Source organism: Mycolicibacter sinensis, assembly GCF_001667945.1.
GTDB lineage: Bacteria > Actinomycetota > Actinomycetes > Mycobacteriales > Mycobacteriaceae > Mycobacterium > Mycobacterium sinense_B.
Map to the genome: position 1 here is coordinate 15,357 of NZ_LZJK01000087.1, position 22,173 is coordinate 37,529.

A 22,173-nucleotide genomic window follows, 5' to 3' on the forward strand; every position below is an offset into this window, starting at 1 on the left:
AGCAGCCGTGGGAATCGTTGGTGTCGGGATCGACCTTGTCTCGATCCCCGACTTCGCCGAGCAGGTCGACCAGCCGGGAACGGTTTTCGCCGAGACGTTCACCCCGGGTGAGCGCCGGGACGCCTCCGACAAGAGTTCGTCGGCGGCGCGACACCTGGCGGCCCGGTGGGCGGCCAAGGAGGCGGTGATCAAGGCGTGGTCGGGGTCGCGGTTCGCCCAGAAACCGGTGCTGCCGGAGGCGATTCACCGCGACATCGAAGTGGTCACCGACATGTGGGGCCGACCGAAGGTGCGGCTCTCCGGCGAGATCGCCACCCACCTGGCCGACGTGACGATCCACGTGTCGCTCACGCACGAGGGCGACACCGCCGCCGCCGTCGCGATCCTGGAGACGGGTTAACTTTCCCGTGGGCGTGGGTGTTTGCACACGACACGCCGGGAAAAGTTGGCATTCTGCGCACGCTCGCGGCCGAAGGGGTGAGGCATGAGTGATCTGGTCCAGCGGGTGCGCGAGGTGCTGCCGTCGGTGCGGGCTGACCTCGAGGAGCTGGTGCGCATCGAGTCGGTGTGGGCCGACCCGGCACGACGCCCGGAGGTGCAGCGCAGCGCGGAACTGACCGCGCGGCTGCTGGGCCAGGCGGGTTTTCCCGATGTGCAGATTGTCGCCGAGGGCGGGGCGCCGGCGGTCATCGCCCGCTACCCGGCGCCTGAAGGCGCGCCGACCGTGTTGCTCTACGCCCACCACGACGTGCAGCCTGAGGGTGACGCCAACCAGTGGGCGTCGCCGCCGTTTGAGCCCACCGAACGCGACGGGCGGCTCTACGGTCGCGGCAGCGCCGACGACAAGGCGGGCATAGCAACACATTTGGCGGCATTTCGGGCGCACGGCGGTCGTCCACCGGTCGGGGTGACGGTCTTCGTGGAAGGCGAGGAGGAGTCCGGCTCGCCGTCGCTGGGTGCGCTGCTGTCCGCGCACTCCGAAGCGCTGCGCGCAGACGTGATCGTCATCGCCGACTCGGACAACTGGAGCACCGAGATTCCCTCGCTGACGGTGTCGCTGCGCGGGCTGGCCGACTGTGTGGTCGAGGTCGCCACACTCGACCACGGCCTGCACTCCGGACTGTGGGGCGGGGTGGTGCCCGACGCGCTGAGCGTGCTGGTGCGGTTGTTGGCCACCCTGCACGACGACAACGGCAATGTCGCCGTTGCCGGCCTGCACGAAAGCGTCGCCGCGCCAGTCGATTACCCGCCAGGGCGGGTACGCGCCGACACTGGCCTGCTGGAGGGGGTCGCCGAGATCGGTTCCGGTTCGGTGCCGCAGCGGTTGTGGGCCAAACCGGCGATCACCATCATCGGCATCGACACCACGAGCGTTGCGGCGTCCTCGAACACGCTGATCCCGCGAGCGCGGGCCAAGGTGAGCCTGCGGGTGGCTCCCGGCGGTGACGCCGCCGCCCATCTGACGGCCCTGAAAAGCCACTTGGAACAGCATGTTTCGTGGGGTGCGCAGGTGACTGTCACCCCCGGGGACGTCGGCGAGCCCTACGCCATCGACGCCACTGGCCCGGTGTACGACGCGGCCCGGGCCGCTTTCCGCCAGGCGTGGGGGGTCGAACCGGTGGACATGGGCATGGGCGGTTCAATCCCGTTCATCGCGGAGTTCGCCGCCGCCTACCCGCAGGCCACCATCCTGGTCACCGGTGTGGAGGACCCGGGAAGCCAGGCGCATAGCATCAACGAGAGCCTGCATCTCGGCGTGCTGGAACGCGCCGCCGCCGCCGAGGCGCTGCTGCTGGCGAAGCTGGTCGAGCAGCCGGCCGGATGATCGCCGGCCCGCCGCCTTTGCCACTCGCCTTGCCGGATGCGGTACGGCAGTTGGCCGGCGACGGCAACGCACATCCGGTGTGGCAGAACGAGGTCGGTGGCACCACGTTCGAGGTCGCCGGTGCCACCGGCCACCGATTCATCAAATGGTCACCGTCCAGCAGCGGCATCGACCTGGCAGCCGAGGTGGCACGACTGCGGTGGGCGGTCGACTACGCGGCGGTTCCGAGGGTGCTCGGTCACGGTCGCAACAGCGAGGGGCAGTGGCTGGTGACCGCGGCACTGCCCGGAACCAGCGCGGTCGCGCCGCGGTGGATCGCCGACCCACGTGCAGCGGTGACAGCACTCGGTCGGGCGTTACGTTCGCTGCATGACACCCTGCCCGTTGCGTCATGCCCGTTCGACTGGAGCGCCGAGACGCGGATCGAGGATGCCACGCTGCGTGCCGAACAGTTGAATCCCGCCGCCTGGCCGAAGGAGTTCACCGGCCTCAGCGTGGCCCAGGCGTTACGGCGGGTCGCCGATCCGCCGCCGCTCGATCGCCTCGTGGTCTGTCACGGCGACGCCTGCGCGCCCAACACCTTGTTGCACGACGACGGCCGCCTTGCCGGTCACGTCGATCTCGGCACCCTGGGGGTGGCCGACCGCTGGGCCGACCTGGCGGTCATCACCTGGAGCACCGAGTGGAACTACGGCGCCGACTGGACCGACGCGCTGCTCGACGCCTACGGCGTGCAGCGCGATCAGGCGCGTATCGACTACTACCGGCTGTTGTGGAACCTCGGACCCTAGATCGAAAGGTCCCGGCGCAGTTTGGCCACATGCCCGGTGGCCCGCACGTTGTACTGGGCCTCGGCGATCTTGCCCTGCTCGTCGACGACGAAGGTCGAGCGGATGACGCCCTGCACCGTTTTGCCGTACATCTTCTTCTCACCGTAGGCGCCCCAGGCCGCCAGCACGCTGCGGTCCGGGTCGGACAGCAACGGAAACGTCAGCCCTTCGGTGTCGCGGAACTTGGCCAGCTTGGCCGGCTTGTCGGGGGAGATGCCGATGACGTCGAGCCCGGCGTCGTTGAAGTCACGCAGGTTGTCCCGGAAGTCGCAAGCCTGCTTGGTGCAGCCGGGCGTCGAGGCCGCCGGGTAGAAGTAGACGACCACCCGCCGTCCCCGGTAGTCGGCCAGTGACACCGTGTTGCCGTCGGCGTCGGGAAGGCTGAACGCCGGCGCGTCATCGCCGGGCGCCAGGCGTGCGGTGTCGGTCAACAACTGCCCCTTTCTGCTCGCCGGAGCGTGAGACCAAGCCCGGCTGCTCTAGGGTAGTTCGGCAGGGGCAGCATCGGGTGGACAGGGAGGACGAGACGTGGCGGAGCGCGATCCCGAGCGGATCAAGAAGGACATCGACCAGGCGCGCGAGCAGTTGGCGGCCACGGTTGACATTCTCGCGGACCGGGCCAACCCCCGTCACCTCGCTGAGCGGGCAAAGACACGGGCTGTCAGCTTCGTCACCCAACCGGCGGTGATGGTCTCCCTGGCCGGGGTCGGTGGCCTGCTGGTCGTACTGGCGATCCGGCGAATCCGCAACCGCTGAGGCTGGGCGTAAATAGCGCGAATCGTCACGCTGGCCCGTCCAGCCATACTGCGACGCCACCATGGCCGGCGCAGGAACCGCTCCGATGGCTCGAAAATGAATATGTGCCATCTCGGCACTCGGCGGTCGCTCGGCCGGGCAACGTACTGGATGCGGACGGCGACGGAACGCACTCCCCATTTACGTTGCGGTAGCACCTGGAATACGGCTGCAATGTCGTTGGAAGGCTGCTTGTCGGCCACCAATCATCCAGGTTCGGGTTCATGTGGTGGCCCCGCGACCGGATCAGCGCCGTCAATACGACGAGAACGAGAACGACGCCTACCAGGATTAGAAGCCACTTCCACCGCGAACTGCTACTCGCTGTGGCGGTTGTATCCGTTGCCCCGGTGATCTCCCTTCCGGAAGTGGTATCCGATGACTTCGAGGTGGGGTCAGTCTCAGATGGCCGACTCCGGGAGATGGCGAGCCAGCGCTCGGAGATGCTTTTGAACCGTTTCACCTGTTCGAGTGGAAGCCCGTATTCCTCCGCTCCACGCTGGACGCGCTCCCAGACGGACCCGTATTCGCTGGCCACGTCAGCGCTTGGCGCGGTGCCCGTGGCGGGCGGTATCGGCGAGTAGGGGTATGCGTCGGGTGGGGCGGGATAGCCCGGGGCGGGGAAGCCTGCAGCGCGTTGAGCGACCCAGAGCCACGCGACCATGTCGGCATCAGTTTTCCGCTGTTCCTCCGCCACCAGTTCGTCGGGCACCACACTGGCAATGGTTTTGATCGGCGTGCCGTTTGCGTCCCCCTTATTGCCGAATCCAGTGACAATGGCGTAGATCTCGGGGCGGGAACCAGGGACGGTCACCCACTGGCCGGGACCTGGAGGTTCGCGAAAGGGCCAGTAGTAGACGCATCCGCATTCCGGCCTGTTGTCGGGAACTGGCTTGCCGAAGGAGCGGTACGCGATCCGAACTATTGTCGGCGCCGCATCGTTGGCGGTGTTGCCGTCAGCCTCGTTGTGCATCAGCAGGAATTGAGTATTCGGGCCAGGGCGTCGTGCTCTGGCTGGGTTACCCACAGTCCGTATCGGGTTTTCACGTCGACAATCCGTGTCGCGTAGGTGCAGCGGTAGGAGATCCTCGGCGGGAGCCACGAGGCGGCGTCGCTTGAGCCTTTCTGGTCGTTCACTGCCGCAGTTGTCGTTTGAAGGTTGATCGGGTCGTTGGCAAAATTCCTGCGAGTCATGTAGTTCCAGTCCTGGGCGCCTTTCTGCCAGGCGTCGAGGATAGGCACGATGTGGTCGATCTGGATTCTGCTCGACGACCCGGGCCCGCGCTGGTAGAGGATTGTTTCGCCGGTGTAGGGATCGTGGAGTATCCCGGATAGGACGATGCAGGTTTTGCGGCCCGGCTTGAAGCCGGCTCCGGTGAGGTCGCGTCGGAGGATGTCGTTGCGGGTGTCGCAGCCGTTGTGCCCGCCGTCCACGGTGACGTCGTCGCTCCATGGGCTGCCGAATAGGGCGCGGTCGTAATTGGTTTTTGGCGCGCGACCTTTGACGGGGAGAGTGGAGAGTTTCGCTAGTGCTGGGCTGCCCGCCGAAGGTGGGGCATGTGAGGTGGTGGGGTAGTTCGATGTGACTGTTGTTGCAGTGGTCGATGATCCCGAATCGAACGCTAAGACGGTTGCGATATAGATGATCGCGCAGGCGATGGCAGCGAGAAGCGCTACCCGACCAGGTCTACTGAAGGACATCGCTTTACCGAGTGGACGATCCGCTCATGCCGACGAAAAGTGCGGCGAACGGGACTGGGACGCGCTCCATGGGCGTTGAGTTTAGGCGCGGCCCCAATTTCTCTAAGATCGTTCAGATAAATGTCTCGACTTGTGGCGAGGACCCCATGGCTGTGGGTTGCGCTTTTGGCGCGGGCGGAGTGCCCCAGGCAAGGAACGGACCACCGCTGCGATCTACAACGGATGCCCAGCGCTTGGCGGGGTCAAGCGCAATCCTGTTGTGCTCGGGCAGCCAATGTCCACGGCGACCGCGCGGGCCGCAGCTGTGGCCGATGTGTACGTCTCTGGGGGAGCGGAACATCGAAACCCGTTCTGAGCTGTGCGCCGTCAGGGTTTCGAACCCCGGACCCGCTGATTAAGAGTCAGCTGCTCTACCAACTGAGCTAACGGCGCTGGGCGGTCAAGACCGCGAGGAAGACAATAACAGGCGCGGCACCGCGAGACGAAATCCGCTGGTGCCCGGGCGGGCGTTCGCGCCGCTCAGCGGCACCCTTGATTACCCACTAGACTGCCGGCGAGCAGTTTGAGCTGGGTCAGGTGGGAAAAGAGCATGGGGCAGGTTGGTTCGACGCGCCGCTGCCGGGGGAAGAGGTCCCGGCTGGCGGCAGTGCTGATGGTGCCGGTCGCGGTGTGGGGGCTGAGCGCTTGCGGCGGCAATGCCGACGCGGAGGCGGCGAGGATCATCACCGACAAGGGCACCCCGTTCGCCGACCTGCTGGTGCCCAAGCTCACCGCCTCGGTCACCGATAAGGCCGTGGGTGTGGCGGTGGACGTGCCGGTGACGGTGACCGCCGAGGACGGCGTGCTCGACTCGGTCACCATGGTCAACGAATACGGTGCGGTGGTCGACGGCAAGCTCAGCCCCGACGGGCTGACCTGGTCGACGACCGAGCCGCTCGGCTACAACAAGCGCTACACACTCAACGCCAAGTCCCTGGGACTCGGCGGTGTGACCAGCCGGCAGATGACGTTTCAGACCCATTCGCCGCAGAACCTGACCATGCCCTACGTCATGCCCCGCGACGGCGAGGTTGTCGGCGTCGGCCAGCCGGTGGCGATCCGGTTCGACGAGAACATCGCTGACCGCGCGGCGGCCGAGAAGGCGATCAAAATCACCACCGACCCGCCGGTGACGGGCGCGTTCTACTGGCTGAACAATCGCGAAGTGCGTTGGCGCCCACAATCTTTCTGGAAGTCCGGGACCAAGGTCGACGTGGCGGTCAACACCTACGGGGTGGATCTGGGCAACGGGGTGTTCGGCCAGGACGACGCATCCAGCCACTTCGTCATCGGCGACGAGGTCATCGCAACCGTCGATGACGACACCAAGTCGATGGTCGTGCGCATCAACGGTGAGGTGGTCAAGACCATGCCGGTGTCGATGGGCAAGGACAGCACTCCGACGAACAACGGCACCTACATCGTCGGCGAACGGTTCCCGCACATCGTGATGGACTCGTCGACCTACGGGGTGCCGGTCAACTCGCCCAATGGGTATCGCACTGACGTGGACTGGGCCACCCAGATCTCCTACAGCGGAATCTTCGTGCACTCGGCGCCGTGGTCGGTGGGCGCGCAGGGTTACTCCAACACCAGCCACGGCTGCATCAACGTCAGCCCCAGCAATGCGCTGTGGTTCTACGACCATGTCAAGCGCGGCGACGTGGTGCAGATCAACAACACCATCGGACCGCTGCTGCCCGGCACCGAAGGCCTCGGCGACTGGAACGTGCCGTGGCCGGAATGGGAAGCCGGTAACGCCAACGAACCGACGCGCTAGCGCGCGGCTCAGGCGGGCGCCGGCTCGCTGTCTTCTCGCAGGTACTGTTCGCCGCCGTTGGGATAGCCACCGCCGAACGTGGTGATGTGCACGTGGTCGTAGTGGCCGTTGCCGTGGCCGCTGGGCCCCGCGGGCGTGTAATAGGTACCGCGCCAGATCGCGTCCTGCAGGGCGAACCGGCCGGCGTTGCGCAGGGCGTACGCCACGATCTCGTCACCGAGCGCGATGCCCTCGGGGCTGCCGGCGTTGGGGATCATGATGTCGATGGCCAGGCCCGACGGGTGCCAGCGCTGCCCGTCCGGACGCACCCCGATCATGTCGTGCACCTGCGGGAACGCCTCGCTGATGCTGCGCGAGACGAGGATCGTCTTGACCTGCATGCCGTGTTCGTTGGCGATGCCGGGCGGCAGCGCGTGCGGTACCGGCAAGCCCCAGGCGCCCACGGCAAAGGCGTCGGGCGGTGGCGCTTCGGCGACGGCCGCGGGTTCGTCGGTGTTTCCCGGCTCGGCGCCGGCGTTGCCGGTCATGAACACGGCGGCCGGCAACACAGCCGTTGCCGCCAGAACCGAGGATTTCATGCGCAGATCAAGCAGTCCTTGCGTGAGCACGCCCGGCACCGTAACCAAAACGTGACATTCCCGCCAAACCGACGCGCCCTGATTGCGTTACAAAATCAGGCCGCGGTGACACGTTTTGACCACTGGACTCACCGCGCTCCAGGCGCTGTCAGCGGCGGCAAAAAGCACTCCTGACCTGGGCGATTGCATGGTTGGGCGGCTGTAGGTCAACTGCGCGGCTTGGTTCGCGCCCCAGAGCCCGCCGAGTGTGGCGCAGATCTCGTTCCAGGTCGGGGTGGCGAGAGGCCGCGAGCCCACAGTCACCGTGCGTGGACAAGTCAGATGCGGGAACGTCACCGCCTAGGGTTTGGCCACGAAATAGAACGGGTCCCAGTAGCTCATTTCGGCTATGGCTATGACGCCCAGCACCCGAGTTCGGGCCGTCGCGGAGCACTGCTCGTTAACGGTCATGTCGAACCTGCCCCGCGAAAGAAAAAGGTCGGAGGGCGAAAACGCCCTCCGACCTATCGGGGTGGCTGACGGGACTCGAACCCGCGACACCCAGGATCACAACCTGGTGCTCTACCAGCTGAACTACAGCCACCATCGCTGCCGATCGGGCAAGCCAAGCAAGCAGCGTCGTCGATACTAGCCGCTCGGGCGCTCCGCAACCGAATCGATTACCCCCGGCGCGTCCGACGGCGGCCCCAACTCTGCGGCGATCGCGGCAATGTCGCTGGTAGGCGGCCCGGGCGGGGCCACGAACGCGGTGCGCCGGTAGAACTTGAGCTCCCGGATCGACTCGTGGATGTCGGCGAGCGCCCGGTGGGCGAGCCCCTTCTCCGGCTGGCCGAAATAGATCCGCGGGTACCAGCGCCGGCACAGCTCTTTGATCGAGCTGACGTCGATCATCCGGTAGTGCAGGTAGTCGTTGAGCGCGGTCATGTCGCGGGCCAGAAAACCCCGGTCGGTGCCGATCGAGTTGCCCGCCAGCGGCGCCGTCTTGGCCTGCTTGACGTGGGTGCGGATGTAGTCGAGCACCATCGCCTCGGCGGTGGCCAGGTCGATGGTCGATGCCCTGACCTCCTCGATCAGCCCTGATCGGGTGTGCATGTCGGTCACGACGTCGCTCATCGCGTCCAAGGTGGCGTCGTCGGCGTGGATCACCACGTCGACACCCTCCCCGAGGATGTTCAGCTCACCGTCGGTGACCAGGGCGGCGATCTCGATCAGTTTGTCCGAAGCCAGATCGAGGCCGGTCATCTCGCAGTCGATCCAGACGAGTTCGTCTCGTGCAGCGCTCACAATTTGCCCACGTTAGCCGCTCAGCGCGCCCGTAGTCGCATAGCGGTGCTCACCGGACCAAGTAATGTCGTGGCCTGTGAGTCCCGATTCGGCGGCGAACGCCGCACAGCAGATCGCGGCCGGCTACAGCGCTGACGGTCAGGCCCTTGAACTGGGCACGGTCGTCATCGACGGGACCGTCGACCCCTCGGCGCAGGTTCGAATCCCCCTGGCCACGATCAACCGCCACGGACTGGTGGCCGGCGCCACCGGTACCGGCAAGACCAAGACGTTGCAGGTGATCGCCGAACAGCTGTCCGCGGCCGGGGTACCGGTGCTGATGGCCGATTTCAAGGGCGACCTGTCCGGGCTGTCGCGGCCGGGGGAGGCGGGGGCCAAGATCACCGAACGCGCCACCGAGACCGGCGACGACTGGTCGGCCACGGCGTTTCCGACCGAGTTCTTGTCACTGGGCACCGGCGGTATCGGCGTGCCGGTGCGCGCCACCATTTCCAGTTTCGGCCCGATCTTGTTGTCGAAGGTGTTGGGGCTCAACGCGACTCAGGAGTCGACGCTGGGGCTGATCTTCCACTGGGCCGACCAGAACGGCTATCTGCTGCTGGACTTGAAGGATCTGCGTTCGGTGATCACCTTTCTGATCAGCGACGAGGGTAAACCGGCGCTCAAGCAGCTCGGCGCGGTGTCCACGTCGACGGCCGGTGTGATCCTGCGGGCCCTGGTCAACCTGGAGGCCGAGGGCGCCGACACCTTTTTCGGGGAACCGGAATTGGACCCCAAGGACCTGCTGCGGCTCGACGCGCAGGGACGCGGCATCATCTCGCTGCTGGAACTCGGCGATCAGGCGGCGCGCCCGGTGCTGTTCTCCACCTTTTTGATGTGGGTGCTGGCCGACCTGTTCACCTTCCTGCCCGAGGTCGGCGACGTCGACAAACCCAAGCTGGTGTTCTTCTTCGACGAGGCGCACCTGCTGTTCTCCGACGCCTCCAAGGCGTTCCTGGAACAAGTCGAGCAGACCGTGAAGCTGATCCGCTCCAAGGGCGTCGGCGTGTTCTTCTGCACGCAGTTGCCCACCGATGTGCCCAACACGGTGCTGTCCCAGCTGGGCGCGCGTATCCAGCACGCGCTGCGCGCCTTCACTCCGGATGACCAGAAGGCGCTGAGCAAAACGGTGCGCACTTACCCGAAAACCAAGGTCTACGACCTGGAGTCGGCGCTGACCTCGCTGGGCATCGGCGAAGCGATCGTCACCGTGCTCTCCGAGCGTGGCGCCCCGACGCCGGTCGCCTGGACCCGGCTGCGGGCGCCGCGTTCCCTGATGGGAGCCATCGGCAACGACGCGATTACCGCTGCCGCCCAAGCGAGTTCGTTGCAGACCGAATACGGTCAGACCATCGATCGGGAATCGGCGTACGAAAAGCTTTCCGCGACATTGGCGGCCGGGCAGGGCAGCCGGCCCCCGCAAGGCGACGCCGCGGTGCCGCCGCCGGCCAAGCGACTGCACTGGTGGCAGCGGTTCGGGCGCTGGCTGGCCCACTTCCTGTCCACCCGCGAGGGCAAGCGAGTGGTGGCCGCGGTCACCACCGTGGTCGTCGGCCAGATCTCCCGCGGCCAGATGGGCACCGGCCGCCGCCGCCGTTAACCCCCGCCGAGCTTCTTGTAGACGAAGCCCACGATCGGCGTGACGATCGCGCGGGGGGCATACCCGCTGGCTGTGGACATGGCCTTCGACGTGATCCCGGGCACGACGCGCATCTTGTTGCGTTCCAAGCCATCCAGCGACAGCTTGGCGGTGTGCTCGGTCGAGATCCACAAGAAGTCCGGGATCAGCTTGTCGATCAGCGAGGCTTCGGCGGCATCGGGCATCTCGGCGCGCACCGGTCCCGGTGCCAACACCGTCACGTGTACCCCGGACTCGAGCAGCTCACCGCGCAGCGACTCGCTGAAGGTATTGGCGAAGGCCTTGGTCGCGGCGTAGGTGGCGTTGTTGGGGATCGGTGAGTTGCCGGCCGCCGAACCCGAGATCAGGATCCCCCCGGCGCGGCGCTCCAGCATGCCCGGCAGCACCGCCAACACCAGGTCGTGCACCGCAACCACGTTCAGCTGCACCTGCGCGCGCTCGGTGGCCGGATCCAGACCGGAGATCGGCCCGAATGTCGCGGTACCAGCGTTGGCGCACAGCACCGAGATCTCCCGCTCGGCCAATTCGGCGCAGAGCGTCTCGCGGGCCTGCGGATCGGCCAGGTCGACCGCTCGGACTTCCACGGCGACCCGGTACTTGTCGCGCAGCCGCGCCGCCACGTCATTGAGCACCTCCTCGCGGCGCGCGACGAGGATCAGCCCGTGACCGCGCGCGGCCAGCTCGGCGGCCAGCGCTTCGCCGATCCCCTGGGACGCTCCGGTGACGACGGCGCGGGCATCCGGGTTGGGAGCAGGCACTGGCATGGGCCAATCGTAGAGTGCCAGGCATGGATGCCCCGGGGGTGGTCAGAACCGGGCGATCGCGGATCGTGGCGTGGGCGCTGTGGGATACCGGTGCCGCGGCCGTCAGCGCGATCGTGGTGACGTTCGTGTTCTCGGTCTATCTGACCAGCAGTGTTGGCCGGGAGCTGCCCGGTGCGGTGTCGCCGGCCAGCTGGCTGGGCCGCACGCTGGCCCTCTCCGGTCTGACCGTGGCCGCGGTGGCGCCGGTGGTCGGGGTGTGGGTGGCCGCCCCGCACCGCCGCCGGGTGACGCTGGCGGGGCTGACGGGGCTTGCCGTGGTGCTCATCGCGTTGATGAGCACGATTCGCGCCGCACCCGGCTACCTGGCCCCCGGGCTGCTGTTGTTGGCGCTGACCGCCGCCTGCGGTGACCTCGCCAGCGTCCCCTACAACGCCATGCTGCGGCAGGTGTCGACTCCGTCGAATGCCGGGCGGATCTCCGGATTCGGCTGGGCGGCAGGCTATGCCGGCAGTGTGGTGCTGCTGTTAGTGGTGTACCTGGGCTTCATCGCCGGCAGTGGCCCGACCCGCGGTCTGCTGGGGCTGCCGGTCGAGGGCGGGCAGAACGTTCGGGCGGCGATGTGGCTGACCGCCGCCTGGCTGGCGATGTTCGCGTTGCCGTTGCTGCTGAGCGCACACCGCCTGGCGGGTTCCGGCGAGCCACCCCCGCCACGGGTCGGCCTGCTCGGCGGGTACCGCCAGCTGTGGCGCGACATCAGCGCCGAATGGCACCGCGACCGCAACCTGGTCTTCTACCTCGTCGCCAGTGCGATCTTCCGGGACGGGCTGGCCGGGGTGTTCGCCTTCGGGGCGGTGCTCGGCGTCAACGTCTACGGCATCTCGACCGGCGACGTGCTGATCTTCGGGGTGGCCGCCAGCGTGGTGGCCGCGCTCGGCGCGATCGCCGGGGGCCTGCTCGACGACCGCATCGGATCCAAGACCGTGATCGTCGGCTCACTGGTCGCGATGGTCATCGCCGGCACCACGTTGATGGCGCTGTCCGGGGCGGTCGCCTTCTGGGCCTGTGGGCTGCTGCTCTGCCTGTTCATCGGGCCCACCCAATCCTCGGCGCGCACACTGCTGCTGCAGATGGCGCAGGAAGGCAGGGAGGGGTTTGAGGGGGTGGCCTTCGGCCTCTACACGATGACCGGCCGGGCGGTGTCATTTCTGGCGCCCTGGCTGTTCTCGGTCTTCGTCGACGTCTTCCATTCCGACCGGGCCGGTATGGGCGGACTGTGCACGGTGCTGGTGCTCGGTCTGCTGGCGATGCTCGGCGTGCGCGTTCCGCGCCGGGCGCGTTAACCCGCCGCCGCGCAGACCGTCAGGATCGACCCGGTGCGCTGACGCACCTGGCTGCCGTCCACCGACACCGAGCAGGTGATCTGCTCGCCGAAGTTGACCACCGTGACCGCTGCGGCCGTCGATGCCGGCGGCGTCAGCGTGACCTGCTTGGTCCACGGCAGCGCCACGTTGAACTCGGTCTGTAGCACCCCGCCGGTGTCGATGTAGGCGATGCTGAGCGCCCGGCCGGTCCCGGTGACGCTGTAGACGATCGTCTCGGGAACCCCGGCGGTGGTCGACGTGGTCGGTGGCGGTGTGCTCGGTGTGGTGCCGGGCGGCGTTGAGCGCGCCGGCGGCGGCGTAGTGGCCGGGGTGCGCTTGGGAACCGGTGTGCTCGGCGCCGTCGGCAGGGGCGAAACCGGCGTAACGGTAGCCGAATTCCGGTTCGAGCCGTTGGCGATCACCAGCGCGATCACCATGCCGACCACCAGCAGCACCGCGGCACCGGCCACCAGCCACAGCCAGTTCGGGAACCGCGGCGGTTCCGGGGGGCCGGGGGGACCACCCTCGCCGCCGCCCGACGGCCCGCCGGGCGGCGGCGGTTCCCAGTGCTGCCGCGGCAGTTGGGCGGTCGGGTTGGCCGCCTGCGGCGGATAGCCCGCCGGGTACGACGGAAGCTGCCCGGCGTAGGCCGGATCGACGTGTGGCGGAAAGCCGAAGGTCGACGGTTCACTACCCCCGCTGCGTTGCCAGGGCTGATCGGAACCCTCCGGTCGATACGGATCGGTCATACCCACCTCATGGGTTGCAGGGTACCTGCGCCGGGCTGCCCGCGACCGTGACGTCGGCCGGCCCGGTCAGATTCCGGCGGCGCCCAGCGCGCTGATCGTCATCGCACGCAACACCGCTCGGGAGCGTTCCGGGGCCGCCGACTTGGTCGCCGTCGGCTTGATGGCGTACGGCGTCGAGTTCAACAGGCCGAACACCGCGTGGGCCATCAACCGGGCGTCGGCCTCGGCCAAGCCGGGGTACCGGGCGCACAGCACGCCCACCCAGACCTCGACGTACTGACGCTGGGCGCTGCGCACCTGACGCTGCGCTCCGGCCGGCAGATGCGCCAGGTCGCGGTCCTGGATCCGAATCAGGTCCGGCTCGCCGAGCGCGAAATCGAGATGGAACTCGACCAGGCCGTCCAGCACTTCGTCCGGGCTGCGTCCGCCCGCTTCGACGGCGCGCGCCCCGGCGAGCAGCCGGGTACTGATGCCGACGAGCAATTCGACCAGCAGCGCTTCTTTGTTCGGGAAGTGCCGATAGATCGCCGGACCGCTGACCCCGGCGGCCGCGCCGATGTCCTCCAACCGCACCGCCAGAAAGCCGCGCTGGGCGAAGAGACGTTCGGCGGCCGCGAGCAACTGCGTACGCCGGTCCGACTTCAGCCGGCTGCGCCGGTTGGCCGGTTCGTCGCCTCCCGCCGCGCCGGGCGGGGCGGATGCTGCCATCACGCCTCCGCTCATCGTGGACAGCTGAGTTAACGGTCACTAACGTAGCACCCATCGCCGCGGGGCCGACCCGGCTTCGGGCGGCACCGGTGGAGGCCTGATGGCAACTACGGGACCCGCAGCCCGTGGCGATTTGTCCTACGCGCGCGGCGAGACCCAACCCCCCTTGTTGGCGACGACGATCGGTGCGGCGCTCGCGGCCACCGCGAGTGCGTACCCGGATCGTGATGCGCTGATTGATGTTCCGTCGGGCCGCCGCTGGAGCTATGCCGAGCTGTTGGTCGATGTGCGCCGGCTGGCGAGCGGATTACTGCGGGCCGGGATCAGCGCCGGGGATCGCGTGGGCATCTGGGCGCCCAACTGCGCGGAATGGGTGCTGACGCAGTACGCCACCGCCGAGATCGGGGCGGTACTGGTCAGCCTGAATCCTGCCTACCGCTCCCACGAACTGGCCTACGCGCTCAAGCAGTCTGGGGCCGCGATGGTCATTTCGGCAGCGCGGTTCAAGACCTCCGATTACGTTGCGCTGCTGCATGAGGCGGCGCCTGAGTGCCCGGAGCTGCGTGAGGTGGTGTTCATCGACAGTGCGGGATGGCATCAGCTGGCCGGCACGCCGGCCGACGCCGCAGCCCTGATGGCGGCGGCCGCCGCACTGCACGCCGGCGACCCGATCAATATCCAATACACCTCGGGCACAACCGGTTACCCCAAGGGCGCGACGCTGAGCCACCACAATATCCTCAACAACGGCTACCTGGTCGGGGAACTGCTGGGCTACACCCCCGAAGACCGGATCTGCCTGCCGGTGCCGCTCTACCATTGCTTCGGCCTTGTGATGGGGAGCCTGGCGGCCACCAGTCGCGGTGCGGCCGTCGTCTTGCCGGGGCCCGGCTTCGAGCCGGCGGCCACGTTGCGCGCCGTGCAGGACGAATCGTGCACCAGCCTCTACGGAGTGCCCACCATGTTCATCGCCGAGCTCGGTCTGCCCGACTTCGCGGAGTACGACCTGACCAGTCTGCGCACCGGGATCATGGCGGGCTCGCCGTGCCCAGTGGAGGTGATGCGGCGGGTCATCGACGACATGCACATGACCGAGGTCGCGATCTGCTACGGGATGACCGAGACGTCCCCGGTGTCGACCCAGACCCGCGCGCAGGATTCGCTGATACAGCGCGTGGAGACGGTCGGGCGGGTGGGCCCGCACCTGGAGATCAAGGTGGTCGACCCGGGCACCGGCCAGACGGTGCCCCGCGGCGAGGTCGGCGAGTTCTGCACCCGCGGCTATTCGGTGATGACCGGTTACTGGAACGACCCGGCCAAAACGGCGGCGGCCATCGACGCCGACGGCTGGATGCACAGCGGCGATCTGGCCGTCATGGACGGCGACGGATACGTCCGGATCACCGGGCGGATCAAGGACATGGTGATCCGTGGCGGGGAGAACATTTACCCGCGCGAGATCGAGGAGTTTCTGCACACCCATCCCGACATCCTCGACGCCCAAGTCGTCGGAGTGCCCGACGAAACCTACGGCGAGGAACTGATGGCGGTGGTGATGATGCGCGACGGGGCGGCGCCCCTGACCGTCGAGGCGCTGCGGCAGTTCTGCACCGGCCGGCTGGCGCACTTCAAGGTGCCGCGGTATGTGCGGGTGGTCAACGAGTTTCCGATGACGGTCACCGGGAAGGTCCGCAAGGACGAGATGCGCCGGCAGGCAATCGAGCATTTGAGTGGTGGCTGACATGGCCGCGGGAGAATGGTATTCTCTGTCGTCAGTTAATCAACATTAACTGAAATGAGGAGGCGCTGGTGGCGATGGACAAGGTCGTGGCGACGGCGGCAGAAGCCGTGGCCGACGTGACCGACGGTGCGTCACTGGCAGTCGGCGGGTTCGGGCTGTGCGGCATACCGGAGGCGTTGATCGAGGCCGTGCTGGCCCTCGGTGTCACCGATCTGGAGACGGTGTCGAACAATTGCGGCGTGGATGGCGTCGGGCTGGGAGTGCTGTTGGAGCACAAGCGGATCCGCCGCACCGTCAGCTCCTATGTCGGGGAGAACAAGGAGTTCGCCCGCCAGTTCCTCTCCGGCGAGCTCGAGGTGGAGCTGACCCCGCAGGGCACCCTCGCCGAGCGGTTGCGCGCGGGCGGCGCGGGGATTCCGGCGTTCTACACGCCGACCGGCGTGGGCACCCAGGTGGCTGAGGGTGGTCTGCCGTGGCGCTATGACGGAGCGGGCGGGGTGGCGGTGGCCTCACCGCGCAAGGAGACCCGCGACTTCGACGGGCGCACCTACGTCCTGGAGCGGGCGATCCGCACCGACTTCGCACTGGTGCACGCCTGGAAGGGCGATCGGCACGGCAACCTCGTCTACCGCGAGGCCGCCGCGAACTTCAACCCGGACTGCGCCGCTGCCGGACGCATCACGATCGCCGAGGTCGAGCACCTCGTCGAACCCGGCGAAATCCGCCCGGCGGAGGTGCACACGCCGGGGGTCCACGTGCACCGGGTGGTGCACGTACCGAATCCGACCAAGCGAATCGAGCGGGAGACGGTGCGGCAGTCATGACACTCACCAGAGATCAGTTGGCCGCACGGGTGGCCGCGGAGCTGGAAGACGGACAATACGTCAACCTCGGCATCGGGCTGCCCACCCTGATTCCCAACCACATTCCCGACGGGGTCAGCGTGGTGCTGCATTCGGAGAACGGGATCCTCGGCGTCGGGCCGTACCCGCGCCGCGAGGATATCGACGCCGACCTGATCAACGCGGGCAAAGAAACGGTGACGGTCCTGCCGGGGGCGTCGTTCTTCTCGTCGTCCACCTCGTTCGGGGTGATCCGCGGCGGCCACCTCGATGTCGCGGTCCTTGGCGCTATGCAGGTTTCCGCGGCCGGCGACCTGGCCAACTGGATGATCCCCGGCAAGATGATCAAGGGCATGGGCGGGGCGATGGACCTGGTACACGGGGCGCGCCGCGTCCTGGTGATGATGGAACACGCCGCCAAGGACGGCAGCGCCAAGATCGTCGAACACTGCACGCTGCCGCTGACCGGCGCCCGCTGCGTCGACCGCATCATCACCGACCTGGCCGTCATCGACGTCACCGAGGCGGGCCTGCAGTTGATCGAGACCGCTCCGGGCGTCGCCGTCGACGAGGTCGTCGCGAAAACCGATGCGCCGCTAGATCTGTCGAGGCTGTCATGACAACACCCGCCTTCGCCGACGAGCACCGGCGCCTGGTCGCCGAGCTCAACACCAAACTGACGACCGCAGCCCTCGGCGGCAGTGAGCACTCCCGGCAGCGGCACGTGGCCCGGGGCAAACTACTGCCGCGCGACCGGGTCGACCGGCTGCTGGATCCGGGCAGTCCGTTTCTGGAGCTGTCCCCGCTGGCCGCCGACGGCATGTACGACGACGAGTGCCCCGGGGCCGGCATCATCACCGGGATCGGGCGGGTCTCCGGGCGGGAGTGCGTGATCGTCGCCAACGACGCCACCGTCAAGGGCGGCACCTACTACCCGGTCACCGTTAAAAAGCATCTCCGCGCCCAGGAAGTCGCGCTGGGCAACCAGTTGCCCTGCATTTACCTGGTGGACTCCGGTGGCGCGTTCCTGCCCCGCCAGGACGAGGTGTTTCCCGACCGCGAGCACTTCGGCCGCATCTTCTACAACCAGGCGACCATGAGTGCGGCGGGCATCCCGCAGATCGCCGCCGTGCTGGGCTCGTGCACCGCGGGCGGCGCCTACGTCCCCGCCATGAGCGACGAGGCCGTCATCGTGCGCGAGCAGGGCACCATCTTCCTCGGCGGGCCGCCACTGGTGAAGGCGGCCACCGGGGAGGTGGTGACCGCCGAAGAACTCGGCGGCGGCGAGTTGCACTCCAAGGTCTCCGGGGTCACCGACTACCTGGCCGACGACGACGAACACGCGCTGCGCATCGTCCGCCAGATCGCGGAGACTTTTGGGCCGCGTCACGAAAGCCCGTGGGAGGTCACCAGTTCCGTGGACCCGAGGCACGACCCGGCCGAGCTCTACGATGTGGTCCCCCCGGATCCGCGGGTGCCTTATGACGTGCGGCAGGTGATCGTCCGGCTGGTCGACGGCAGCGCGTTCAGCGAGTTCAAGGCCGAGTACGGCAAGACGCTGGTGACGGCGTTCGCGCGCATTCACGGCCATCCGGTGGGAATCATCGCCAACAACGGGGTGCTCTTCGGCGAGTCGGCGCTCAAGGGGGCGCATTTCATCGAATTGTGCGATAAGCGTTCCATCCCACTGGTATTCCTGCAGAACATCGCCGGCTTCATGGTGGGCCGCGACTACGAGGCCGGCGGTATCGCCAAGCACGGTGCCAAGATGGTCACCGCGGTGGCTTGCGCGCGGGTGCCCAAGCTGACGGTGGTGATCGGCGGATCCTACGGAGCGGGCAACTACTCCATGTGCGGCCGGGCCTATTCGCCGCGATTCCTGTGGATGTGGCCCAATGCCCGGATCTCGGTGATGGGCGGCGAACAAGCGGCATCGGTGCTGGCCACGGTCCGCGGCGAACAACTCGATGCCGCTGGCAAGCCGTGGTCGGCCGCCGACGAGGAAGCGTTCAAGGCTCCGATCCGCGAGCAATACGAGGCTCAGGGCAACCCGTACTACTCGACCGCGCGGTTGTGGGACGACGGGATAATCGACCCGGCCGACACCAGAACAGTGCTGGGACTGGCGCTTTCGGTCTGTGCGAACGCGCCGCTGGACCCGGTTTCCTACGGCGTTTTCCGGATGTGAGTAACCATGTTTGAAACCGTTCTGGTGGCCAATCGTGGTGAGATCGCAGTGCGGGTGATCCGCACCCTGCGCCGCATGGGGATTCGGTCGGTAGCCGTCTACAGCGACGCCGACGCCGGGGCGCGGCATGTGCGCGAAGCCGATACCGCGGTGCGGCTGGGGCCGGCACCTGTGGCGGACAGCTATCTGTCGATTCCCAAAGTGCTCGAGGCCGCCGCGGCCACCGAAGCGCAGGCGATCCATCCCGGCTACGGATTCCTTTCGGAGAACGCAGCTTTCGCGACGGCCTGCGATCGCGCCGGCGTGGTGTTCATCGGCCCACCGGCGCGGGCGATCGAGGTGATGGGCGACAAGATCTCCGCCAAGAACACCGTCACGGCCTTCGAGGTTCCCGTGGTCCCGGGGTTGGCCAAGCCCGGTCTCTCCGACGACGACCTGGTGGAAGCCGCCGCCGACATCGGTTACCCGGTGCTGATCAAGCCGTCGGCCGGTGGCGGCGGCAAAGGCATGCACCTGGTCGAGGAGCCGGCCGCGTTGCGCGCGGCACTGGTGACCGCGCGGCGTGAGGCGGCGTCGGCCTTCGGTGACGACACCTTGTTCCTGGAGCGATTCGTGTTGCGGCCCCGCCACATCGAGGTTCAGGTGCTGGCCGACGCCCAGGGCAATGTGGTGCACCTCGGCGAACGGGAATGCAGCCTGCAGCGCCGTCACCAGAAGGTGATCGAGGAGGCGCCGTCGCCGCTGCTGGACGCCGCCACCCGGGCCCGGATCGGGGCGGCGGCCTGCAACACCGCCCGCAGCGTCGATTACGTCGGCGCCGGAACCGTGGAGTTCATCGTCTCCGCGGATCGCCCGGACGAGTTCTTCTTCATGGAGATGAACACCCGGCTGCAGGTGGAGCACCCGGTCACCGAAGCGGTCACCGGCGTGGACCTCGTCGAGTGGCAGCTGCGGGTGGCCGCCGGGGAGAAGCTGCCGTTCGCCCAGGACGAGATCACGCTGACCGGGCATGCGATCGAGGCTCGGGTATACGCCGAGGACCCGGCCCGCGGCTTCCTGCCCACCGGAGGACAGGTGTTGGCGGTGCACGAGCCCGCCGGCGGTTCAGCGAGGCTCGACGGAGGAGAGGCGACGCTGGGACCGCCGCATGGACCCGGCGGTTCAGCGAGGCTCGACGGAGGAGAGGCGACGCTGGGACCGCCGCATGGACCCGGTCCCGCGGTACGGGTGGACTCGTCGCTGCAAGCGGGCACCGTGGTCGGCAGCGACTACGACCCGATGCTGTCCAAGGTGATCGCCCACGGCGTGGACCGGGCGCAGGCGCTGGCGCGCCTCGATGCGGCGCTGGCCGGTACCGCGGTGCTCGGAGTGCAGACCAACGTCGAGTTCCTGCGATTCCTGCTTGTCGATCCCCGGGTGGTGGCCGGCGACCTGGATACCGAACTTCTGGACGCCAGGTCGGCCGACTTCACACCGGCCCCCGCACCCGACGATGTACTGGCCGCGGGCGGCCTCTACCGCCAATGGACACTGTCCGGTCAGACATCGCTGTGGGGGTCCCCGAGCGGCTGGCGCATCGGCGCGCCGGCGCCGGTGCGCACCGAGATGCGCACCCCGTTGCGCTCGGAGACGGTGTCGGTGTGGGGACTGCCGACCGACGCGCGCGTGCAGATCGGCGACGGCGAGATCCACAATGCAAGCATCGACGTCGCAGCTGACCGGATGATGGTGACGCTGGCGGGCCGGCGGCGCTGCTATGCGTTCGCCGAGGACGGCGGTCAGCTGTGGATCGCCGACGAGCGCGGCACCTGGCAGCTGCGCGAAGCCGAAGTGGTCCGGGTGCATCGCGGTGGGGGCCCGCGCAGCGCCGAGATCCTCAGCCCGATGCCCGGCAGCGTGATCGCCGTCAACGTGGATTCGGGTTCGCCTGTCGCCGAAGGTGATCCGGTCGTCGTGGTGGAGGCGATGAAGATGGAGCACAGTCTGGCCGCGCCGATCAGCGGGCGGGTGGAGATATTGGTATCGGTGGGCGATCAGGTGACGGTGGACCAGGTCCTGGCCCGGCTGATTCCCGAATCGAGTGAGGAAGAGACGCAATGACGACGATCACGGCAGGAGAGCTGCCGAAGGAATACCAGGACCTGCGCGACACGGTGGCCGAATTCGCTCGCACCGTGGTGGCTCCGGTGTCCGCCAAACACGACGAAGAGCACAGCTTCCCCTACGAAGTGATCGCCAAAATGGGGGAGATGGGGCTGTTCGGCCTGCCGTTCCCCGAAGAGTACGGCGGTATGGGCGGCGATTATTTCGCACTGGCGCTCGCCCTGGAAGAACTCGGCAAGGTCGACCAGTCCGTCGCCATGACCCTGGAGGCCGGGGTGGGCCTCGGCGCGATGCCGATCTACCGGTTCGGCACCGACGAACAGAAGCAGACCTGGCTGCCGGATCTGATCACCGGCCGTGCACTGGCCGGCTTCGGTCTGACCGAGCCAGGTGCGGGCTCGGATGCCGGCGGCACACGCACCACCGCCCGCCGAGACGGCGACGAGTGGGTGATCAACGGCGCCAAGCAGTTCATCACCAACTCCGGCACCGACATCACCTCGCTGGTGACCGTCACCGCCGTCACCGGAACCCGCCCGGACGGCAAGAAGGAGATCTCCACCATCATCGTCCCGTCCGGTACAGCCGGTTTCACCGTGGAACCGGCCTACAACAAGGTGGGCTGGAACGCCTCGGACACCCACCCGTTGACCTTCGCCGACGCCCGCGTTCCGCATGCCAATCTGCTCGGTGAAGAAGGCCGAGGCTACGCGAACTTCCTGTCCATCCTCGACGAGGGCCGCATCGCGATCGCCGCGGTGGCCACCGGGGTGGCGCAAGGCTGCGTCGACGAGAGCGTCAAGTACGCCGGCGAGCGTGAGGCGTTCGGCCAGACGATCGGCTCCTACCAGTCGATCAGCTTCAAGATCGCCCGGATGGAGGCGCGTGCCCACGTCGCGCGTACCGCCTACTACGACGCCGCCGCGAAGATGTTGGCGGGCAAGCCGTTCAAGAAGGAGGCCGCGATCGCCAAGATGATCTCCTCGGAGGCGGCGATGGACAACGCCCGCGACGCCACCCAGATCCACGGCGGCTACGGCTTCATCAACGAATACCCGGTGGCCCGGCACTACCGCGACAGCAAGATCCTGGAGATCGGTGAGGGCACCACCGAGGTGCAGCTGATGCTGATCGCACGGTCGTTGGGGCTGTGAGGATGATCGGCGACCGCGAGTGGGAATCTCGCGACGCCACACCGGCGTGTCGC

General features: G+C 67.6%; 21 protein-coding genes and 2 tRNA genes. 13 read left to right on the plus strand and 10 right to left on the minus strand.

The features are described 5' to 3' along the window. The first annotated feature begins 7 nt into the window (after window positions 1–7). The 3 genes from acpS to A5694_RS12310 all read left to right on the plus strand — a co-directional run bounded on the left by acpS (window position 8) and on the right by A5694_RS12310 (window position 2,616). Window positions 8–400: a holo-ACP synthase AcpS gene (gene acpS / locus A5694_RS12300; RefSeq protein ID WP_064922123.1), complete on the plus strand. Its 393-nt coding sequence runs from the start codon at window positions 8–10 to the stop codon at window positions 398–400. 84 nt (window positions 401–484) lie between these two features. Then, the gene (locus tag A5694_RS12305) at window positions 485–1,825 is read left to right on the plus strand and encodes a dipeptidase (RefSeq protein ID WP_064922124.1); all 1,341 of its coding nucleotides are present in this window, start codon (window positions 485–487) and stop codon (window positions 1,823–1,825) included. Beyond that, the gene (locus A5694_RS12310; protein ID WP_064922125.1) at window positions 1,822–2,616 is read left to right on the plus strand and encodes an aminoglycoside 3'-phosphotransferase; all 795 of its coding nucleotides are present in this window, start codon (window positions 1,822–1,824) and stop codon (window positions 2,614–2,616) included. The genes A5694_RS12305 and A5694_RS12310 overlap by 4 nt, the downstream gene beginning before the upstream one ends. Here A5694_RS12310 and bcp read toward each other — a convergent pair. Next, window positions 2,613–3,086, minus strand: a complete 474-nt coding sequence (gene bcp / locus A5694_RS12315) for a thioredoxin-dependent thiol peroxidase (protein WP_064922154.1) — start codon at window positions 3,084–3,086, stop codon at window positions 2,613–2,615. The genes A5694_RS12310 and bcp overlap by 4 nt on opposite strands. Before the next feature lie 97 nt (window positions 3,087–3,183). Here bcp and A5694_RS12320 point away from each other — a divergent pair, with 97 nt between their 5' ends. Continuing rightward, window positions 3,184–3,411, plus strand: a complete 228-nt coding sequence (locus A5694_RS12320; RefSeq protein ID WP_064922126.1) for a DUF3618 domain-containing protein — start codon at window positions 3,184–3,186, stop codon at window positions 3,409–3,411. Window positions 3,412–3,436: 25 nt separating this feature from the next. Here A5694_RS12320 and A5694_RS25165 read toward each other — a convergent pair whose 3' ends face one another. The 3 genes from A5694_RS25165 to A5694_RS12330 all read right to left on the minus strand — a co-directional run bounded on the left by A5694_RS25165 (window position 3,437) and on the right by A5694_RS12330 (window position 5,583). Then, window positions 3,437–4,423: a DUF3761 domain-containing protein gene (locus A5694_RS25165; RefSeq protein WP_342710494.1), complete on the minus strand. Its 987-nt coding sequence runs from the start codon at window positions 4,421–4,423 to the stop codon at window positions 3,437–3,439. Continuing rightward, the gene (locus A5694_RS12325) at window positions 4,423–5,151 is read right to left on the minus strand and encodes an HNH endonuclease family protein (protein WP_064922127.1); all 729 of its coding nucleotides are present in this window, start codon (window positions 5,149–5,151) and stop codon (window positions 4,423–4,425) included. The genes A5694_RS25165 and A5694_RS12325 overlap by 1 nt, the downstream gene beginning before the upstream one ends. A 359-nt stretch (window positions 5,152–5,510) precedes the next feature. Then, window positions 5,511–5,583, minus strand: a tRNA-Lys gene (locus A5694_RS12330). A gap of 157 nt (window positions 5,584–5,740) precedes the next feature. Here A5694_RS12330 and A5694_RS12335 point away from each other — a divergent pair. After that, entirely contained in the window at window positions 5,741–6,970 is a 1,230-nt protein-coding gene (locus A5694_RS12335) for a L,D-transpeptidase (RefSeq protein WP_064922128.1), read from the plus strand. An 8-nt stretch (window positions 6,971–6,978) separates the two neighbouring features. Here the strand turns inward: A5694_RS12335 and A5694_RS12340 are convergent, their stop codons facing one another. The 3 genes from A5694_RS12340 to orn form a co-directional block, all read right to left on the minus strand. Next, on the minus strand, window positions 6,979–7,548 hold the full coding sequence (locus tag A5694_RS12340) for a glycoside hydrolase (protein ID WP_082952641.1): 570 nt from the start codon (window positions 7,546–7,548) through the stop codon (window positions 6,979–6,981). 510 nt (window positions 7,549–8,058) lie between these two features. Continuing rightward, a tRNA-His gene (locus A5694_RS12345) sits at window positions 8,059–8,131 on the minus strand. Between the two features lie 44 nt (window positions 8,132–8,175). Next, window positions 8,176–8,832, minus strand: coding sequence for an oligoribonuclease (orn, locus tag A5694_RS12350; RefSeq protein WP_082952638.1), 657 nt, complete (start codon window positions 8,830–8,832; stop codon window positions 8,176–8,178). A gap of 64 nt (window positions 8,833–8,896) precedes the next feature. On the opposite strand from orn, the gene A5694_RS12355 reads away from it, so the two are divergent. Continuing rightward, window positions 8,897–10,471 (plus strand): helicase HerA-like domain-containing protein, encoded by a 1,575-nt coding sequence (locus A5694_RS12355; RefSeq protein ID WP_419179702.1) that lies wholly within the window; start codon window positions 8,897–8,899, stop codon window positions 10,469–10,471. Here A5694_RS12355 and cmrA read toward each other — a convergent pair. Continuing rightward, window positions 10,468–11,274, minus strand: coding sequence for a mycolate reductase (cmrA, locus tag A5694_RS12360; protein WP_064922131.1), 807 nt, complete (start codon window positions 11,272–11,274; stop codon window positions 10,468–10,470). The genes A5694_RS12355 and cmrA overlap by 4 nt on opposite strands. Window positions 11,275–11,297: 23 nt before the next feature. Between cmrA and A5694_RS12365 the strand changes: the two genes are divergently transcribed. Further along, window positions 11,298–12,614 carry an MFS transporter gene (locus A5694_RS12365; RefSeq protein WP_064922132.1) on the plus strand — a complete coding sequence of 439 codons (1,317 nt, stop codon included), beginning with the start codon at window positions 11,298–11,300 and terminating at the stop codon, window positions 12,612–12,614. Here the strand turns inward: A5694_RS12365 and A5694_RS12370 are convergent. After that, window positions 12,611–13,384, minus strand: coding sequence for an MmpS family transport accessory protein (locus A5694_RS12370; protein ID WP_064922133.1), 774 nt, complete (start codon window positions 13,382–13,384; stop codon window positions 12,611–12,613). The two genes, A5694_RS12365 and A5694_RS12370, sit on opposite strands and share 4 nt — an antisense overlap. A gap of 66 nt (window positions 13,385–13,450) precedes the next feature. Continuing rightward, a complete protein-coding gene (locus tag A5694_RS12375) occupies window positions 13,451–14,092 on the minus strand; it encodes an SACE_7040 family transcriptional regulator (RefSeq protein WP_064922134.1) in 642 nt (213 codons plus the stop codon). 100 nt (window positions 14,093–14,192) lie between these two features. Between A5694_RS12375 and A5694_RS12380 the strand changes: the two genes are divergently transcribed. The 6 genes from A5694_RS12380 to A5694_RS12405 all read left to right on the plus strand — a co-directional run bounded on the left by A5694_RS12380 (window position 14,193) and on the right by A5694_RS12405 (window position 22,120). Further along, window positions 14,193–15,833 (plus strand): AMP-binding protein, encoded by a 1,641-nt coding sequence (locus A5694_RS12380; protein ID WP_064922135.1) that lies wholly within the window; start codon window positions 14,193–14,195, stop codon window positions 15,831–15,833. Between the two features lie 74 nt (window positions 15,834–15,907). Next, window positions 15,908–16,657 carry a CoA transferase subunit A gene (locus A5694_RS12385; RefSeq protein WP_064922136.1) on the plus strand — a complete coding sequence of 250 codons (750 nt, stop codon included), beginning with the start codon at window positions 15,908–15,910 and terminating at the stop codon, window positions 16,655–16,657. Beyond that, a complete protein-coding gene (locus A5694_RS12390; protein WP_064922137.1) occupies window positions 16,654–17,295 on the plus strand; it encodes a 3-oxoacid CoA-transferase subunit B in 642 nt (213 codons plus the stop codon). The genes A5694_RS12385 and A5694_RS12390 overlap by 4 nt, the downstream gene beginning before the upstream one ends. Further along, window positions 17,292–18,863 carry a carboxyl transferase domain-containing protein gene (locus A5694_RS12395; protein WP_064922138.1) on the plus strand — a complete coding sequence of 524 codons (1,572 nt, stop codon included), beginning with the start codon at window positions 17,292–17,294 and terminating at the stop codon, window positions 18,861–18,863. Before A5694_RS12390 ends, A5694_RS12395 begins: the two co-directional genes overlap by 4 nt. A gap of 6 nt (window positions 18,864–18,869) precedes the next feature. Continuing rightward, window positions 18,870–20,963 (plus strand): acetyl/propionyl/methylcrotonyl-CoA carboxylase subunit alpha, encoded by a 2,094-nt coding sequence (locus A5694_RS12400; RefSeq protein WP_064922139.1) that lies wholly within the window; start codon window positions 18,870–18,872, stop codon window positions 20,961–20,963. Further along, the gene (locus A5694_RS12405) at window positions 20,960–22,120 is read left to right on the plus strand and encodes an acyl-CoA dehydrogenase family protein (protein WP_064922140.1); all 1,161 of its coding nucleotides are present in this window, start codon (window positions 20,960–20,962) and stop codon (window positions 22,118–22,120) included. The genes A5694_RS12400 and A5694_RS12405 overlap by 4 nt, the downstream gene beginning before the upstream one ends. The last annotated feature ends 53 nt before the right edge of the window (window positions 22,121–22,173 follow it).

Excerpts from the sequence above, each read along its gene's own strand:
- cmrA (WP_064922131.1), bottom strand. The coding sequence starts at position 11,274 with ATGCCAGTGCCTGCTCCCAACCCGGATGCCCGCGCCGTCGTCACCGGA.
- A5694_RS12325 (WP_064922127.1), bottom strand. The coding sequence starts at position 5,151 with ATGTCCTTCAGTAGACCTGGTCGGGTAGCGCTTCTCGCTGCCATCGCC.
- A5694_RS12310 (WP_064922125.1), top strand. The coding sequence starts at position 1,822 with ATGATCGCCGGCCCGCCGCCTTTGCCACTCGCCTTGCCGGATGCGGTA.
- A5694_RS12355 (WP_419179702.1), top strand. The coding sequence starts at position 8,897 with ATGTCGTGGCCTGTGAGTCCCGATTCGGCGGCGAACGCCGCACAGCAG.
- A5694_RS12375 (WP_064922134.1), bottom strand. The coding sequence starts at position 14,092 with ATGGCAGCATCCGCCCCGCCCGGCGCGGCGGGAGGCGACGAACCGGCC.
- A5694_RS12335 (WP_064922128.1), top strand. The coding sequence starts at position 5,741 with ATGGGGCAGGTTGGTTCGACGCGCCGCTGCCGGGGGAAGAGGTCCCGG.
- A5694_RS12365 (WP_064922132.1), top strand. The coding sequence starts at position 11,298 with ATGGATGCCCCGGGGGTGGTCAGAACCGGGCGATCGCGGATCGTGGCG.
- A5694_RS25165 (WP_342710494.1), bottom strand. The coding sequence starts at position 4,423 with ATGCACAACGAGGCTGACGGCAACACCGCCAACGATGCGGCGCCGACA.
- A5694_RS12305 (WP_064922124.1), top strand. The coding sequence starts at position 485 with ATGAGTGATCTGGTCCAGCGGGTGCGCGAGGTGCTGCCGTCGGTGCGG.
- A5694_RS12370 (WP_064922133.1), bottom strand. The coding sequence starts at position 13,384 with ATGACCGATCCGTATCGACCGGAGGGTTCCGATCAGCCCTGGCAACGC.
- A5694_RS12340 (WP_082952641.1), bottom strand. The coding sequence starts at position 7,548 with ATGAAATCCTCGGTTCTGGCGGCAACGGCTGTGTTGCCGGCCGCCGTG.
- A5694_RS12385 (WP_064922136.1), top strand. The coding sequence starts at position 15,908 with ATGGACAAGGTCGTGGCGACGGCGGCAGAAGCCGTGGCCGACGTGACC.
- A5694_RS12390 (WP_064922137.1), top strand. The coding sequence starts at position 16,654 with ATGACACTCACCAGAGATCAGTTGGCCGCACGGGTGGCCGCGGAGCTG.
- A5694_RS12400 (WP_064922139.1), top strand. The coding sequence starts at position 18,870 with ATGTTTGAAACCGTTCTGGTGGCCAATCGTGGTGAGATCGCAGTGCGG.
- A5694_RS12395 (WP_064922138.1), top strand. The coding sequence starts at position 17,292 with ATGACAACACCCGCCTTCGCCGACGAGCACCGGCGCCTGGTCGCCGAG.
- A5694_RS12405 (WP_064922140.1), top strand. The coding sequence starts at position 20,960 with ATGACGACGATCACGGCAGGAGAGCTGCCGAAGGAATACCAGGACCTG.
- A5694_RS12380 (WP_064922135.1), top strand. The coding sequence starts at position 14,193 with ATGGCAACTACGGGACCCGCAGCCCGTGGCGATTTGTCCTACGCGCGC.